This window comes from Streptomyces sp. NPDC028711 (genome assembly GCF_055565415.1).
In genome coordinates, this window is sequence record NZ_JBVHUJ010000001.1 from 1,163,212 (window position 1) to 1,179,734 (window position 16,523).

General features: G+C 68.2%; 14 protein-coding genes. 7 read left to right on the top strand and 7 right to left on the bottom strand.

All coding sequences use genetic code 11. From position 1 onward, the window contains the following. Window position 1: 1 nt before the first annotated feature. From ACZ4VK_RS05105 to ACZ4VK_RS05115, 3 genes are all read left to right on the top strand, one after another. Window positions 2-2,944, top strand: coding sequence for a Z1 domain-containing protein (locus ACZ4VK_RS05105; RefSeq protein ID WP_468348876.1), 2,943 nt, complete (start codon window positions 2-4; stop codon window positions 2,942-2,944). A gap of 31 nt (window positions 2,945-2,975) precedes the next feature. Continuing rightward, window positions 2,976-4,052 carry a DNA cytosine methyltransferase gene (locus ACZ4VK_RS05110; RefSeq protein ID WP_468348534.1) on the top strand — a complete coding sequence of 359 codons (1,077 nt, stop codon included), beginning with the start codon at window positions 2,976-2,978 and terminating at the stop codon, window positions 4,050-4,052. Between the two features lie 62 nt (window positions 4,053-4,114). Continuing rightward, the gene (locus tag ACZ4VK_RS05115; protein ID WP_468348536.1) at window positions 4,115-5,377 is read left to right on the top strand and encodes a DNA cytosine methyltransferase; all 1,263 of its coding nucleotides are present in this window, start codon (window positions 4,115-4,117) and stop codon (window positions 5,375-5,377) included. A 16-nt stretch (window positions 5,378-5,393) separates the two neighbouring features. Here ACZ4VK_RS05115 and ACZ4VK_RS05120 read toward each other — a convergent pair whose 3' ends face one another. The 3 genes from ACZ4VK_RS05120 to ACZ4VK_RS05130 are packed head-to-tail and all read right to left on the bottom strand — an operon-like array spanning window position 5,394 to window position 9,300. Continuing rightward, entirely contained in the window at window positions 5,394-6,221 is an 828-nt protein-coding gene (locus ACZ4VK_RS05120; protein ID WP_468348538.1) for a DUF6339 family protein, read from the bottom strand. A gap of 38 nt (window positions 6,222-6,259) precedes the next feature. Beyond that, window positions 6,260-7,225: a hypothetical protein gene (locus ACZ4VK_RS05125; protein ID WP_468348540.1), complete on the bottom strand. Its 966-nt coding sequence runs from the start codon at window positions 7,223-7,225 to the stop codon at window positions 6,260-6,262. Next, entirely contained in the window at window positions 7,222-9,300 is a 2,079-nt protein-coding gene (locus ACZ4VK_RS05130; RefSeq protein ID WP_468348542.1) for a helix-turn-helix transcriptional regulator, read from the bottom strand. Before ACZ4VK_RS05130 ends, ACZ4VK_RS05125 begins: the two co-directional genes overlap by 4 nt. Window positions 9,301-9,684: 384 nt before the next feature. Between ACZ4VK_RS05130 and ACZ4VK_RS05135 the strand changes: the two genes are divergently transcribed. After that, window positions 9,685-9,849, top strand: coding sequence for a hypothetical protein (locus tag ACZ4VK_RS05135; RefSeq protein ID WP_468348544.1), 165 nt, complete (start codon window positions 9,685-9,687; stop codon window positions 9,847-9,849). 235 nt (window positions 9,850-10,084) lie between these two features. Here ACZ4VK_RS05135 and ACZ4VK_RS05140 read toward each other — a convergent pair whose 3' ends face one another. After that, window positions 10,085-10,243 carry a hypothetical protein gene (locus ACZ4VK_RS05140; protein ID WP_468348546.1) on the bottom strand — a complete coding sequence of 53 codons (159 nt, stop codon included), beginning with the start codon at window positions 10,241-10,243 and terminating at the stop codon, window positions 10,085-10,087. Between the two features lie 464 nt (window positions 10,244-10,707). Between ACZ4VK_RS05140 and ACZ4VK_RS05145 the strand changes: the two genes are divergently transcribed. Continuing rightward, a complete protein-coding gene (locus tag ACZ4VK_RS05145; RefSeq protein WP_468348548.1) occupies window positions 10,708-11,661 on the top strand; it encodes a hypothetical protein in 954 nt (317 codons plus the stop codon). Between the two features lie 41 nt (window positions 11,662-11,702). Then, window positions 11,703-12,002, top strand: coding sequence for a hypothetical protein (locus ACZ4VK_RS05150; RefSeq protein WP_468348550.1), 300 nt, complete (start codon window positions 11,703-11,705; stop codon window positions 12,000-12,002). A gap of 28 nt (window positions 12,003-12,030) precedes the next feature. On the opposite strand, the gene ACZ4VK_RS05155 is transcribed toward ACZ4VK_RS05150, so the two are convergent. Further along, window positions 12,031-13,020, bottom strand: coding sequence for an NAD(P)H-dependent oxidoreductase (locus ACZ4VK_RS05155; protein ID WP_468348552.1), 990 nt, complete (start codon window positions 13,018-13,020; stop codon window positions 12,031-12,033). 170 nt (window positions 13,021-13,190) lie between these two features. On the opposite strand from ACZ4VK_RS05155, the gene sigJ reads away from it, so the two are divergent. Then, window positions 13,191-14,135: an RNA polymerase sigma factor SigJ gene (gene sigJ / locus ACZ4VK_RS05160; protein ID WP_468348554.1), complete on the top strand. Its 945-nt coding sequence runs from the start codon at window positions 13,191-13,193 to the stop codon at window positions 14,133-14,135. 51 nt (window positions 14,136-14,186) lie between these two features. On the opposite strand, the gene ACZ4VK_RS05165 is transcribed toward sigJ, so the two are convergent. Together ACZ4VK_RS05165 and ACZ4VK_RS05170 are read right to left on the bottom strand one after the other, a co-directional pair. Then, window positions 14,187-15,455 (bottom strand): DUF445 domain-containing protein, encoded by a 1,269-nt coding sequence (locus ACZ4VK_RS05165; protein WP_468348556.1) that lies wholly within the window; start codon window positions 15,453-15,455, stop codon window positions 14,187-14,189. Window positions 15,456-15,467: 12 nt separating this feature from the next. Continuing rightward, entirely contained in the window at window positions 15,468-16,448 is a 981-nt protein-coding gene (locus tag ACZ4VK_RS05170; protein WP_468348558.1) for an ABC transporter ATP-binding protein, read from the bottom strand. Window positions 16,449-16,523: the final 75 nt, after the last annotated feature.

Here is a 16,523-nt window from a genome sequence, read left to right on the forward strand (position 1 = left end):
GATGAATCCCCACGACACACTCAGGCTCACGCTGCACACCTCCGCCCTCGCCGGTATGGACAGCCGCCCGAAGAATCTGATGCGCGCCCTGGCCTACCAGGCGGAGGACGAGGGACGGGAAGCGGAACCCCTGGCCGATGAGGCCGACTTCCGCGCGGTACTGAGCACTGCCCACTCCACCCATCAGCTCGTGGAGCTGTGGCGCAAGCGCCTCACACAGTGGGACTACGCCGAAAGCCCCTCATGGGCGACGACCGCGGCCCGCACCGACGAACGGCGCACGGAGATACTGGACCTGCTCGCCCTCTCCGAAGACACCCGGAAGCTTCTGACCGCGCTCGTCCCTGTTCCCAAGGAAGCGGGTCCCGTCGTCATCAGCGACGAGTTCACCCCTTGGTACACCCCGCAGTCCCAGCAGGGGCGCAGCTGGTACTGGCCCGCCTATCGCCACCTCCTCTCCGAGAAGGGTTGGTCCGAGACCGCCGTCGCCGGGCTGGACACTGCAACGGACCGGGTCGTCGAACGATTGGCCGATCCCACATCCCCAACCGCCTACCAGGCGAAGGGTCTCGTCGTCGGGCACGTCCAGTCCGGCAAGACCGCCAACTTCACCGGTGTCATCGCGAAGGCCATGGACGCCGGGTACCGCCTGGTCATCGTCCTCGGCGGCACTCTGAATCTGCTGCGGGCCCAGACCCAGCGCCGCCTGGACATGGAGCTCGTCGGTCGCGAGAACATCCTCCGGGGAGCGGCGGAGTACGAGTCCGACTACGCCGACGACCCTGCCTGGTCGAAGGGCAAGTTCCTCACCCACGGCGGGCTTCCTTCTGCGCTGGGAGGGTTTGACATCGTCCGCATGACAACGCGGAACGACGATTACAAGAGCCTTCTGCAAGGAATCGTCGCCCTGGAATTCGAGAAGCAGGAGCCCGCACTCGATCTGTTCGACCCGCGCAACCTCCACCGTTCCTCGGCCCGCCTCATGGTGGTCAAGAAGAACAAGACGGTCCTCGCGAAGCTCGTGAAGGACCTGAACAAGATCAAGACCCCGCTGGACCAGATCCCCGTCCTGATCATCGACGACGAGTCCGACGAAGCGTCCGTCAACACGGCCAACCCTGACGGGCGGAACGCCGAGCGCACCGCCATCAACGACAAAATCGCGGAGCTTCTCGGAATCCTTCCGCGCGCCCAGTACGTGGGCTACACGGCAACACCCTTCGCGAACGTCTTCATCGATCCGAGCGACGTCAAGGACATCTTCCCGAAAGACTTCATCGTTTCGCTTCCGCGCCCTTCCGGTTACATGGGGGTTCGGGATTTCCACGACCTGGATTCCCCGATCCCGCCCGCCGAGCGCACGTTCGCCAACTCCAACGAGAAGGCACACGTACGCAACATCCTGCTCTCCTCGGAGGAGGACACCTCCGCCCTCCAGCAGGCTCTCGACATGTTCGTCCTCACTGCGGCCGTGAAGCTGTACCGCGAAGACAACGGTCTGGGCGAGCGTCACTTCCAACACCACACAATGCTCGTCCACGAATCGGTGCGCACAGCCGACCACCGCGAACTCCACGGGAAGGTCAGCAAGCTGTGGTGGAACTCCGGCTACACGGGTCCGAGCGGGCACGAAAGGCTGCGAAAGCTCTTCGAGGACGACCTGGCGCCCGTCTCCCGGGTACGCGCCGAAGGCTTCGCCTTTCCGAACACGTACGACGAGCTGTCCCCGTACGTCGGAACCGCGGCCATTCGCATCGGAGGTGACGATCAGCCCATCATCGTCGTCAACGGCGACAGCGACCTCAAGTCGGGAGGCGATGCCGATTTCGACAAGCGCCCGATCTGGAAGATCCTCGTCGGTGGCCAGAAGCTCGCGCGCGGCTTCACCGTGGAAGGCCTGACCGTCACCTACTACCGCCGGCGGGCGAACAACGCGTCCACCCTCATGCAGATGGGCCGCTGGTTCGGTTTCCGCAACGGCTACCGGGACCTGGTGCGCCTCTACCTCGGGCGGGACGAAGGAAAGCAGGGCCTCGACCTCCTGGAGGCCTTCGAAGCCATCTGCCGTGACGAGGAGACATTCCGGGACCAACTCGACATGTACTCCGTCATGGTCGACGGGAAGCCTCAGGTGACCCCCGCGCAGGTGCCGCCTCTGGTGTCGCAACACCTGTCCTGGCTGAAGCCGGCAAGCACCAACAAGATGTACAACACACGACTCGTGGAGATCCACTCTCCCGGTAAGTGGGAAGAGCCGACCGCCTATCCCTCGAACCCGTCCGCGCTCCGCCACAACAGCAGCCTGTGGCTTCCCGTACTGGAATCGTTGAGCCCTGATCCCCTCACCTTCTCCTACCGGGACGAAGGAACAGGCAGAGAACTCGCCTTCCCTGCCCTCGTGGGGAATCTCGACGCCGAAGAACTCCTTCGCCTGCTCCGTTCACTTCATTGGGACGTGCCTGAGCGCTTTACTCCCCACCTCACCTATCTCGAGGAGATCACTGCCTCGACTCCCGCAAAGGTGGACGACTGGCTGGTCCTCGCTCCCCAGCACTCCTCCAACAGCCGGTGCTTCACCCCGGCTGCCTCGCAGCGCCGTTTCGCCTGGTTCGGAAGGCAGCGCCGACGCGGGGACGCCTTCGGCGCCATCAGTGAGCCGAAGCACCGTGCCGCCCCCCTGCGCATCGCCGGAGCCCTCCCTCCGGGAGGGAACGCGACCACCGAGGAACATGTCGCCGACCGTAGGGGCGTCGTTGTCCTCTATCCCGTGATCCAGCCCGAGGATCGGCCGGGAGTGGAGTCGACAGGGACGGCAGACCCCGGCCGCATGGTCATGGCGTTCACGTTCGTGGCACCGGCATCGGCACGCAGCGCCGACGGCAAGGTGGTGCGGTTCACAACGATCGACTCCTCCGGGGACCTCTCCGACGATCCCGCTCTCTGAAGACGGGCAGGGCCGGCCCGATCCGAACGTCGTGCTCGACGGGCGCTTCTACGATGGGGCCCGACGGCACGGCGGGGAAGGGGAACCGGTGCGAAGGCACGACTTCACGGTGATCGAATTGTGCGCGGGGGCGGGAGGCCAGGTCCTCGGCCTGGAAAGGGCCGGCTTCCGGGTCACCGCCGCCGTGGACATCGACGGTGACAGCTGCGCCACACTGCGGCGGAACCGTCCGGAGTGGTGCGTGATTCAGGGCGATCTCCATGAGATCGAGCCCATGGAGCACGACCAGCTGGACAATGCGGATGTTCTGAGCTGCGGGCTGCCTCGCTCGCCCTACACCGTCGCGGGCAAGCAGCTCGCCGCCCGGGACAAGCGGGACACCCTGCGCGCGACTCTCGACATGGCTTCCTACGTCCGCCCACGGGTCCTGGTGATCGAGAGCATTCCGACGTTCCACCACTCACCGAAGTTCGAGGTGGAGCGGGACATGGTGAGGGACGCAGTCTCCGATCTGGGATACACATCGACCTGGGGAGTACTCTCGGCCACCGATTTCGGTGTTCCCCAGCAACGGACCCACGGATTCATCGTCGCCATGCACCCATCCGACCTCGTGCACTTCACGTGGCCGGTGGCCGATACCACCCGTTGCCTCTCACTCGGCGAGGCCCTCCGCGAGTCGATCTCCGCGCGCGGCTGGCCGGAGGCGGCCACGTGGGTGGCACACGCCTCCGAACCGGCACCGCTGATCATGGGCGGCGCCACCGGGCGGGGAGGGGCCGACCTCGGTGCGAGTCGAGCCAAGGCGATCTGGGCCCGGCGGCACGTCTACGGAGGGAGCCTCGGAAACGAGGTGCCCGGCCCCGAATTCAGAATCGACCACTCGGTCGAGCCGAAGCACGGCCTGGTACGGATCACCGTGCCCCAAGTCGCCCTTCTCCAGGGATTCCCGCCGGACTGGGAGCTCCACGGCCTCAAGACATCGACATTCCGCCAGGTCAGTCAGGCGACTCCTCCGCCGGTCGCCGCCGCTCTGGGCAGGGAGATCCGAGCGGCCCTGGAGCGCTCCTCGATGGACTCTTCGTCACGCCGAAGACCTGCAGAGTGACACTGGGGTCGATCGAACCGTCGGGCTGAGTGACCGCAGTGATCAAAGTAGACTCTGGCCTCATGGCCACCACCACCTCGACCTCCGCAGTGCCCACGAGCCCGCAGCTCTCCACCCGGGTGATCAAGGTGGTGGACCTCTTTTCGGGGGCCGGAGGATTTTCGGCCGGCTTCCGCTCGTACGAACCGAGCGGACCCGGTTCGTCCCCGTTCGAGTCGGTAGCGGCAGTGGAGTTCGACAAGGCCGCGGCCGCCACCTACGCGGCGAATTTCGGGGGGGCACATGTAGCGAACGTGGACATCGCCAAGTGGGACGCGACTCCCTACGAGAACGCGGTCGACGTCATCATGGGCGGCCCTCCCTGCCAGGGCTTCTCCGGCCTGAACAAGGACAATCTCGAGCCGGACCGGAACGACCCCCGTAATCTCCTGTGGCGCGAGTACATGCGTGTCGTCACAACTATCAAGCCCAAGATCTTCGTCCTGGAGAACGTGGATCGGTTTCTGAAGTCCCAGCAGTTCGTCGACCTGCAGAAGGCGACCGCAGAGGGCGGTGAACTCGCCGACTACACCCTGCGGTGGAAGGTGCTCAACGCCGCCGACTACGGGGTCCCCCAGGCCCGGCGTCGGGCGATCGTGATCGCGACTCGCAACGATCTCGGCGTGCCACCACTCACGCACCCGGAGCCCACCCACTCACGCGTCGCGGGCACCCGGCAGCCGACTCTCGGCGGCGACGAGGACACGGCGCTACAGTCCTGGGTGACCGTCGGGGAGGCCGTGTTCGCCCACACCCCCCGAGACGCCCCGAAGATCGAGCTGCCGCAGGACCGCACGGGCAGCCCCCTTGGCTCCCCCCTTCCCGGCCCCTATACGACCACCGAACTCCATGTGGGGCGTCGCCCCACCGACCTCTCGCTGGCCCGGTACGCGGCCATCGCCCCCGGAGGCAACCGTCACGACCTCCGGGAGAAGTACGCCGACATCCAGGGTGAGAGGACCTACCTGTCAACCACCAGCTGGGACCGGCACGACACCGGCTCGGGCGACGTGATGGGGCGAATGCACCAGGAACGCCCCTCGGTCACGATCCGCACAGAGTTCTACAAGCCCGAAAAGGGGCGCTATCTCCACCCTGTGGAGAATCGCCCGATCACCCATTACGAGGCCGCTCTGATCCAGGGTTTCCCGCCCGACTTCAAGTGGTTCGGCACCAAGGTGGACATCGCCCGGCAGATCGGCAATGCCGTGCCCATCGGCCTGGGCCGTGCTCTGGCCCAGGCCATCCACGAACATCTGTCGTCGGTCGAATCACTACAGAACTAGCGGCGCCCTCCCCGCATCAGCGGTCGGTCCTTCCCCGGACGGGAGCCTCTGTGAACAGTTCCCCGAACCGGACGGTCAGCGCCTCGGCCGCCGCGTGCGGAACGCTCCCGTCGTTCGGCCCGGTCGGCAGGCTGTCGGACTGCACCACCGGGTCGTCTCCCGCGGCTTCTATCCATTCCCTCAGCGCCTCGGCGTCCTGCGGTTCGTCCGGAGCCAGCGCCTCATAGACGAGGGTGGCGCCGGCAGCGTTCGCTGCGGCCGCCGCCGCATTCACATCGCGCCCCGTGCGGACCGTCCCCCTGTGCAGCCTGAGGAGCGCCTGTGCCGCGGGCCTGTGCTGCGTCATGTCCAGCCTCATCGTGGTGTTGAGGATGTCCTGGTTCCCACAGGCGAGTTCCACAGGGCGGTAGTTGCCGCCGTCCCTGAACAGCTCGGCGGCCCACCACAACCGCGAGAAGCACTGGATGTCCCAGCGCCCGGCGAATCGGGCCGCCTGGGCCACCACGCCGCCCGTCTCGCCACGCCCCCATCTCCAGCGCACGAAGTCCGGGGCGAGGCAGACGCCGAGGAAGTTCCAGATCCGTGTGTCCGATGCCTCGGCGCGGGTCAGCCGCAGCGTGTAGTGCAGCCTCGGTGCCAACCATGCGTCACTTGAGGTCGGGGACTCGTCCGCGTATCGGCGACGCGCCTCCTTCAACAGGTCCCGCAGGGGCTCGGAGTGCCAACGGGGCGAATCGTCGTCCGGATACTCCACGTTCTCCCGCAGCGCCGCGAACGAAGGCGTCTCGTATCCCTCGAGGACCCTCGGCGTGAGCGCCCTGGCCGCGACGACCTCGGGCAGCATGCCTATGCGCCGCACCACGCCCCCTTCGTCCACCGATCTCATATCTCCTGTCCTCCGTCCGCCAAACGAGCCAGCGCCCGCACCGTGCCGGCCACGGTCTTCTGCTTCCTGGAGTGGATCGACGACGAGTGCATGAGTCGCGCGTGCAGATCCGATCCGTTCTCCCCATGAATCCGCCGATCGACGAGTTCGGCCAGCGCCTCGTCCGGAGAGAGCCCCTGGAAGAAGTCGGGAAGCATTCTCCTCAGAACGTCCTCCTGCCAGCCGCCCGGCCATTGCTCCTCGCCCTCCTCCGTCTCCACGGCGTAGAGGGCTGTGTTGAACATCGCCGTCCAGGCCTCGGAGGCGATCTGAGTCGCCATGACTTCCCGTACCAGCTTGTGCTCGACCCCGGGGCCGCCGTCCAGAAGGGAACGGAATCCTTCCAGGGAGGAGTTGAGATAGAGGATCGGCTCGCCCGCCTCCGCATCGAGGACCCAGGGATCGTCGCGGAAGTCCTTCAGGAACGGGTGCTCCGCGAATTCCCTCCAGAGCATTTTGATGCTCCGCTGCCGTTTCGGCTGCTTCGCCTCGAAATCGGCGTTCCAGGGCTCCTCGACCCGGCCGATCAGCCGCCCTGCGACCCCTCCCACCTCGGCTACCACGCACGCATCGAGCTCGGTCCGGCCGACGTGGTCGCCCCGGTGGAGTTCCATCTCACCGGACCAACGCCCCGCACCCTCGTAGTCGAGGCGGAAGGACTTTCGAACATTGGTCGCCCTGTTCCGTGCGAACGCGAGGCAGGTCGGAGACGTCCACACCCCGGTGCCCAACTCGTCCGGATCGGCCGTGACCGACACCTTGATCCGAATCTCGTCCCAGTCCCGCCTGATGGCATGCAACGCGATGACGCGTTCCTTGTCCGACACGAGGTTCAGCGAGAGCGGGATGTTGTCCACACGTACCTCGTCGGCCGCGAGAGTCACTTCGCCCGCGAGAATCCGGTAAGGGAATGCCGTCTTCACTCCGCGCTCTCCTTGGCCCTCGGAACGTCTATCTCGATGCACGACATCTCCGCGGCAACGGGATGGCTTGAAACGTCGGTGACCGCCCTGAAGGCGCCGCGGCGCGCTCCTTCCCGGAATCGCAGATTGCCGCTCCGCGTCAACTCGCAGTCACGTTCGGGTACCAGTGCTCCGGCAAACCGGACGGGAATCCCCCCGCCCGAGCGGACCACGAACCGCGCCGCCGGGGCCAGAACCCAGGAATCGTCCCGCTCCGGCAGCTTCACCGTCACTCTGACGCTCCACGCCCCGGACGGCAGGACTTCGCCCTCGACCGCATGCACGACCGGGAAACTCTGGGACTTGGTCTTCTTGGGCGGGTCGAGGGTCAACAGGTCTCGGAGGATCTGCGGCCCCTCGTCTGGGTCACTCTCCTCTTCCTGTCCCTTCATCAGGTCACGCACGGCCTGCTCGGCGGCCCTCTTGAAGTTGAGCACCTGCTGCCGGGCGCCCCGCACATAGCTGGCGGTGAGGTCCTCGGTCCCCCGCCAATCGTTGTGGTCCGGGGGTTCGGCGGCGCGCAGGAGCTCTTCGGCCGCCAGCGCCTCCGCGGTGTTCCTCCCCGTGGCCAGACCTGCGAGCAGCACGGCCTGGAACGAACGGTGCCCGAGCTGAAGATCGCCGACGCGCTTGCTCCTGACGACCATGCGCGTGGCTCGCATGTATGAGATGTGGTCGGGCCTGTCCTCCTCTTCGATGGTCGGCGCCACGAGCAGCACGGCGTCGTGGGACTTCGGGACGTCGGCGTCAGGGGCGGCCCCCTTTCGCGCGGGCAGCACGAGCGGGACAGAGGTTTGCAGGACATCTGTGCGGGAGGTCAGTTCGGACGAGGTTCGCCCGTCGAGGAATGCCTGTACCGCACGAGACCTGGCCGGCTCGTAACGGTGTGGATCGATCTCCTCCTCGGCCCGCACGACCTTGCCGTTCCGCAACGAGGTCACGGTCGTGCGCAGCAAAGGACCGCTGCGCTCACCGCCGACCATGGAGGCCCAGAAGTTGCTCGCCACCCCCAGGGCGAGCTTGTCGTGCATCTCTTCGATGTCCTCGGCGTCACCGGAACCGTCGTACGCCCCGACGACCAGGAAGGAAGTGCCCGGCTCACCGTCGTTCCGTTCGAGGTGCAGACTCTCGGCCGTTGCGCGGTCGGACCACCAGGACCGGGCCGTGTTTCCACGCTCCTTGTCGGGTGCACCGAACCAGGCAGGTCCGGCGTACTCCTCTCCGTCCAGAGCGTGCCAGGGCAGCTCGAGTCGGCCCGCCATGCGCCGCTCGTGGCGTCCTTCGTGCTGTTCCGACAAGGTGCTGTTGACGAGGACCAGACCGAAGCGGCTCGCCGACCAGAGAGCCGCCTTGCCCAGGCCGTACGAGCCGCCCTGGGACCCTTCCTTGCCACTGTCCAGCGTGCGGCGCACTACGCGGGCAAACCGCCCGTCACCGTATTCGGGGCCGGTGAGACCGCGGGCGTTGTAGTCGTCGACCCTGAGCAGTACAAGCCGCTCGGTCCGCCGGAACTCGTCGAGTCCGGCGGTCAGGACGCGCCCCGCCTTCTGACTGGGGTCCGCTGCCGTGCGCAAGTGCCGCTCGATCGCTTCCCACTGCAGTGCGGCAAGGAAGTCCTGCAGGTGCTCCCCCGTCAGCTCATGCAGCACGAAGCGCGTGCTGACAGGCCGCGTCTCGTCGTAGCGCTCGTCGAGACTGTTCTGTGTCGCCTCACGGGCGAGAACCTCCAGGTCCGCCGAGAAGGCGTACGCCGCAGCGTTGCCGCCGCTTCGACTGCCGTCCTCGGGGGCTCGCTGAAACAGCCAGGAGAGTTCGGTACGGTCGGATTCCGGCGGCCGCCGGCTGACCGCGTCCTCCACGGCCACGCCCAACGCCGAGGCTACGGCTTGGATCTTCTCGTACCGCGGAACGGCCCTCCCTCTCGCCCACGCGTTCACCGCAGCCGGAGTCACCCCCACGAGCTGCGCCAGCTCCTTCTGAGGCATCTCCCGCTGACGGAGCATGCCGCTGAGCCACTCGGCAAAATCCTGTGACACTCACCCACCCCTTTCACACTCGGTATGACCTTACAGGCCTCCATTTCATTTGATCAAGAAAATGAAGAATACATCAATCACGAATGCCGCGAAAGGTACTTTACGCCCAATAGGTCGTATCGAGTTGACCTTTCCGGGATCGTCGGTCGATCATCAAGCTGCACGCCTGCCGGACAGATGTGCGATCCGGGGCGGCGTCCACGTCGCACCACACGACGATATGGATCCGGCTGGCGCGAACTGACGCAACGGGGGCTGCGACTCGGGGCTCTCGTGCTCAGGAAATTGAGCACCACCCAGATGTATCGAATGCACCTTTTTGCTCCCTTAATTCGCAAAACGGGCGAAGGGGGTGGTGCTCGAAGCCCTAGAGAGGATGAGCGCATGGCCGCGAAGAAGATGGTGGAATACAGCATCTCCGTGCCCGCCGACAGCAATGCCTCCGTCTCCCTCATCCACACTCCGCACGGAATTGTGGGCACGATCGAGACGGAAAATGGTCGCTACGACTTGGGGCGCCGGGAATTCGAGGTCCCCGAGGAGAAGTGATCGGGGGGAGTCACGGGCCCGTACGTCACCCGGCGGCGGGCCCCGCCCGCGTTCCTCTGAAGACACTCCCCCGCCACCGCCGCCGGACTCATCGGTGGTTCTACCGTCACCCAGTGGAGCCGTGATTGTCGGCTCCACGCAAGCTTCCGCCCCAGCCCCGAGCAAACCTCCGTAGAGAAGGAGAGCTTGGACCTGCCCTTCACCCACGCGATTGCTCTTTTCGAAACGTGATCCCTCACGCAGCCTCGCCGGCCTCGTAGAGCTGCTGCGCGCGACAGAGCGCCTCGTCGGGATCACTGCCGTGAAGGGTGAGCCAGACGAGGAGGTCCGCGATCAGCGTGACGGCCGCCTCCTGGTCGACCTTTGAGCGGGAGGCCAGACGCGGCACCCTCACTCCGAGAAGCTCCCGACAGCTGCCGAGAACCGTGTACGCGCGCTGGCTCCACCCTCAGGCGACTCCCCCGCGGTTCGAGGACGAGGGTCGCCGACGCACCTTCTCCCACGTGCGAGTTGCGCGCCACTGGCCCCCGCGTGGACCCGTCCCCCGGGCCGCCCTCCGAGAGTCGTTCCGCGCCTTCCGGCGCCGGGTCAAGGGTGGGCGCAGCCCATCGCGCAGCGACGCCGAAGGCGCCCTTGACGCGGTGACGGAAGGTGCGACTCTCGGGAAGAGGGCGGCCGCGCCAGAAGCCCCCGAAGCCGGATCACCTCGTTGAGCCCGCCCGTCACCCACACGAGCGGTCCTCAAGTGACTTGCTCGCATGGGCCTTTCCCGTGCCGTACGGTCGCGCAAAACGGCCCCCGCTGACGGTTGCACCCATCGGCGAGGGCCTCAACCACTAGTGGAAACAGGCCTCCACCGTGATCTACCGGCACTTTAACGCGCCCTCCCGTGCCTTCAGTCAGTTCTCGCACGAGCTCATCCGGCATCCCCGGCTCAGTTCCGACGCCGTTCGGCTGCTGACCTGGCAGCTCTCCCTTCCCCAAGGGGCCAGCGAATCCCTCTCCCGGACCGCCGAACGTGCCCGGATCGGGTCATGCGCCTTCACCCGCGCCAAGCGGCAGCTCAAGGACGAAGGCTTCGTGCACGAGCGTCGGGTTCAGGTGGCCGGCGGGCGCTGGGTGACTCAACAGCTCGTCTCCAGCACCCCCTTGAGCGCCGAGCAGGCCGTCAAGCTTCTCGCCGGAACCCCCGTCCCCTCGCAGGTCGTACCGAGTCCCCCCAAACCGGCCGCCGGTACCCCGGTGACCCCGCCCACCGGCCGTCATCCAAAGAAAGACCCGAAGGTAGACACCTCCAACCTTCCCGTTCCCGAAGCGGACCAGGCGGACCAGGCGGACCAGGCGGACCAGGCGGACCAGGTCGAAGAGAACTCCGACGAGACACCCCGTCTCGAAGAAGCCCGCGCCCTCGTCGGCGTACTCCCCCTCCTCTCCCCCTCCCTCCGCCACATCCCACCCGGCATGTATGCCGAACTCGCCCGCCTCGCCGCCCGCTGGCTCCACGCCGGACACACCCCCGCCGACATCCACCAGCACATCCTCCGCAGCCTTCCCGGCGCCGGGACGTCCGTCCACCGGCCCGGCGGCCTCGTGCGCTACCTCCTCCGGGACGTACCGCCCCGCACCCTGCCGACCCCGCCCGCCCCCGCCCCCGGCGGTCCCCGTCTCTCCCCCCGCCTCCAAGGCACCCGCGAATGCGTCAGCGGCGCGCACACCCAGCCCATGCTCTTCCGGCCCCGCTCCGACGAGACCCTCTGCCCCGCGTGCGCCCTGTCGGTGCCCGGCAGGGAACCCGTACTCGTCCCCTCGTAGGCTCGGAGGAGGACACTCCAGCTGCCAGGAAGGCTTCCGCCATGACCCGTATCCCCTCCCCCGCCGTCGCCGCCGTCGGGCTCGTCGGTGGGTACGCCGTCGCCCGGTGGACCAAGAAGCGGCCCCTCGGTGGGGTGGTGCTTGCTGCCGCCGGGGCCGTCGCCGCTCGGGAGTGGCAGCAGGTGGGTGGGGGCAAGGTGGCCGCCGGGCTCGGCGCCGCCTATGTCGCCGCCTTCGCCGGGTCCCATCCGCTCGCCAAGAAGATCGGGGCCTGGCCCGCCGTGTTCTCCGTGGCCGGCGGTATGGCCGCCGCCTCCTGGGCCGTCACTCGCGGGAAGTAGGCCCTGTAGGGCAGGTCCGCTGCACCCCTCACGGTTCGAGGTCCACGACCCCCTTGCCGCCCGCGATGTCCAGCGGCACCGAGACCTGGTCGTGCGTGATCAGCCATGCGCCGTCGATCTTCCGGAAGCCGAAGGTGGCCCGTACCCACATGCCTCTCGCCGCCGTCCCGTCGGGCAGCGTGCCGCCGAGACGGCCGAAGCCGTGCGTGAACGCCACGTCCTCGCCCACCGTGGACATCAGGTCGCGCACCTCGTACGTCACCTCCTGGAAGAACGCGAACACGTTCGCCCAGTTCTTGAGTTTCGCGTCGATCCCCACGTGCTGGAGCGGCGGATCGATGTCGAAGGACACGACGTCCGCCGAGTAGCACCGCCTCAGGGCCTCAAGGTCCTTGGCCTGGATCGCCTCGATGATTCCGTCGATGTGACGGCGGATCGCGGCTTCGTCCGTCTCCCGATGTACGGGCGGGACCGTCCGCCCTGCCGTGCTCTGAGCGACGACGTGGTCGAGCAGTGCGTCCAGGCCGCTGACGTGGTGGGCGCCCGGCCTGAGTGTCGCCAGGTCCTCGAAGTCGGTGTGCAGGGACAGCGAGACCTGCGGGGTCACCGCACCCATCTGCAGCAGCTCGCACAGCGCCCGCAGCTGCCGGGCCGCGTGGCCGCCGCCGTGAGCGCCGTAGGAGACGAACCCGACGGCCTTGTGGGTCCACTCCGCGTACAGGAAGTCGATCGCGTTCTTGAGCACCCCCGGGATGGAGGCGTTGTACTCGGGGGTGACCATGACGAATCCGTCGAAGCGGGCGATGGTGTCCGCCCATGCCCTGGTGTGCCCGTGCTCGTACCGTCCGGCGAGCGCGGGCAGCGGCTCGTCCAGATGGGGCAGCGGGTGGTCGAGCAGGTCGATCACCTCGAACTCGGCGTCGCCGCGGCGGGCGGCCCGCTCGTGGACCCACCGGGCGACCTGGTCGCCCTTCCGGCCCGGGCGGGTGCTGCCGATGAGTATTCCGATCCTGGTCATCGCTGTCTCCTGAGGTGTCCCACCCGGGCTCTCCGGGCCGGTGGCGTCTCCGACCAGTAAGACGAAGCGGCGCCGTGGAACGTCAGGGAGAGTCGCGGGCCTGACAGTCGGACGTGCTGTCTCGTCGTACCGGCAAGGGGACGATCCGAGATCAGGGAGCCACCGAATCCATGACCGGCCACGCGAAGTCACGGCACGACGAGTCCGACGCCGGCCTGGGCGCGATCATCAGCGAGCGGCGGCGGCTGATCGCTCTCGCCTACCGGCTCCTCGGTTCCCTGGCCGAGGCCGAGGACGCGGTCCAGGAGACGTACACCCGCTGGTACGCCATGTCCCGGCGGCAGCAGCACGCCATCGAGTCCCCCGGCGCCTGGCTGACGACGGTCGCCACCCGGGTCTGCCTGGACCTCCTCGGCTCGGCGCGGGTACGGCGCGAGCGGTACGTGGGCGAATGGATCCCCGAGCCGCTGCCCGAGCGGACCGACTGGATCAGCGGGCGCCCCGCCGCCGCGGCCCACCCCGCGGACCCTGCCGACCGGGTCACCCTCGACGAGTCGGTGACCATGGCGTTTCTCGTCGTCCTCGAAGCCATGACCCCGGCCCAGCGCGTCGCGCTCATCCTGCACGACGTCTTCGGCTACCCGTTCGCCGAGATCGCCGGGATCACCGGCCGCACCCCGGCGGCGTGCCGCGAACTGGCCTCCGCCGCCCGCCGCCGCGTCCGCGCCTCCCTGCCCCCCGAAGCCCCGGCAGCCCACCAGGCGGGCCTCGTCAGGGACTTCAAGCGAGCGTGGGACGCGCAGGACATCGACGCCCTCATCAGCCTCCTCGCCCCCGGCGCCACGTTCACGGCGGACGGCGGTGGCGTGGTCGCCGCCGCGCTCCACCCGATCGAGGGCGGTGAGGGGATCGCGCGCTACCTCACCGACCTCACCGGCCGGGCGGCCGGCCGGCTGACGGTCCTGGAGCGCACGGTCAACGGCCGGGCCGGTCTGGTGATCGAGCACGAAGGCGTCACCGTGGCGGTGTACGCGTTCGACGTGGCGGACGACCGGATCACGCGCATCTGGGCGGTGCGCAACCCCGACAAGCTCCGCCCGTGGACGACGGGCTGACCGGCCGGACCGCGACGACGACCACCGACCACGACCATGGCCATGCCCCCCTCAGCCCCCCACCCCATGGCTCACCGTATAGATCAGCAGACCCGCAAGCGCGCCCACCACCGTGCCGTTGATACGGATGAACTGGAGGTCCCGGCCGATGTTGGCCTCGATCTTCTTCGAGGTCTGGGTGGCGTCCCAGCCGGCCACCGTGTCGGCGATCAGGGACGTGATCTCGTGGCGGTACGTCGTCACCACGTACGCCGCCGCGTCCTCCGCCCAGCCCTCGACCTTCCCCTGGAGGCGGGAGTCCGTCGACAGGCGGTTCCCCAGGGAGATCAGGGAGGCGCGGGCGCGGAGGCGGAGCTGGCTGCGGTCGTCCTCGGCCGCCGCGATGATCAGGTTGCGGACCGAGGACCACGCCGAGGCGATGATGTCCTGGACCTCCGGGCGGGCCAGGAGGTCCGACTTGAGGCGCTCGACGCGCGCCCGGGTGTCCGTGTCGGCCTGGAGGTCTGCCGCGAAGTCGGTGAGGAAGCGGTCGATCGCCCCGCGCGCCGGATGCCCCGGCATGTCCCGCATCTCGGTGACGAAGCGGAGCAGCTCCTTGTAGACCCGTTCGCCGACGCGGCGGTCCACGAAGCGGGGCGTCCAGCCGGGCGCCCCGCCCTGGACCGCGTCCATCACCGACTCGCCATGGGTGACGAGCCAGTCGTGGGCGCGGGTGCAGATCAGGTCGACGGCCCGGTGGTGGGCCCCGTCGGAGACGATCTTCTCCAGGGTCTTGCCGAGGCCCGGCGCGATCTCCGCCGCCTCGGCCCGCCGGGTGATCGCCTCCCCGACGACCGCCTGCACGTCCGAGTCGCGCAGGACGGTCAGCGCGCCCCGTAGCGCCGTCGACGCCTCCGCCGTGACCCGGTCCGCGTGCGCCGGGTCCGCGAGCCAGACGCCGAGCCGGCCGGCGATGCCGAAGGCGTGCAGCCGGCCCCGTACGACGTCGGCCGAGAGGAAGTTCTCGCCCACGAACGTGCCGAGCGAGGCCCCCAGCTGGTCCTTCTTCTTCGGGATGATCGCCGTGTGCGGGATCGGGAGGCCCAGCGGGTGCCGGAAGAGGGCGGTGACCGCGAACCAGTCGGCGAGCGCGCCGACCATCCCGGCCTCCGCCGCCGCCGCGACATAGCCCGCCCACGCCCCCCAGCCCGCGCTCTCCGCCCAGGTGGCCAGGGCGTAGATCACCGCGACCACCGCGAGCAGGGACGTGGCCAGCGTCTTCATCCGCCGGACACCCCTGCTCTTCTCCTCGTCCGCAAGCGTGTACGAGAAACTCACCATCAAGTCGACCTCCTACCTCAGGGACTCCCGGCGCTCCTCCCGAGTTCCCCCGTACATCTTCGCGATCACCGCCTCGATGTCCGGCTCCCGCACCGAGAGGTCGAGGAGGGGGTACTTCGCCGCGACCGACGCGACCAGCGGGGCCGCCGAGGCGGTGGCGGGGAAGGCGAGCCACTGGCGGGCGCCTTCCGACCGTACGTGGCGGGCTCCGGGCACGTCGGCGATCGGGGGCAGTACCCGCTCCAGGTCCACCACCAGGAGCCGTTCGCTCTCCCCCACGGCATGCAGGCCTGCCAGCTCCCCGTCGTACATCAGGCGTCCGTGGTCGATCACCATCACCCGCGAGCAGAGCTGCTCGATGTCCGTGAGGTCGTGGGTGGTCAGCAGGACCGTGGTCCCCTGCGAGGTGTTCAGGTCGCGGAGGAACTCCCTCACCCGCGCCTTCGACACCACGTCGAGACCGATCGTCGGCTCGTCCAGGTACAGCACCTCCGGGTCGTGCAGCAGCGCCGCCGCGATGTCCCCGCGCATCCGCTGGCCGAGGGAGAGCTGCCGGACCGGTACGTCGAGCAGCTCGCCGAGCTCCAGGAGCTCCACGCAGCGGGCGAGGTTCTCCCGGTAGCGGGCGTCGGGGATGCGGTACATGCGGTGCGTCAGCCGGTACGAGTCCTTCAGCGGCAGGTCCCACCAGAGCGTCGTCCGCTGGCCGAAGACCACCCCGATCCGCTGGGCGAGCCGCGTCCGCTCGCGTGCCGGGTCGATGCCCGCGACCCGCAGCCGGCCGCCGCTGGGGGTGAGGATGCCGGTCAGCATCTTGATCGTGGTCGACTTCCCGGCGCCGTTCGGGCCGATGTAGCCGACCATCTCGCCGCGCTCGACGCCGAAGCTGATGCCGTCGACCGCCCGGACCTCCTTCTTCTCCCGGCGGAACAGGCCGGCCTTCCGGCGGACCGTGAACGTCTTCTCCAGTGAGTCCAGTTCGATGAACGGCACGGGCCTCGGCCCTCCCTTGATTCTCGCGGTGTCCTTCGGCCTGCTTCGGCTTCCTTCAGCTTCCCCTTGCGGCTT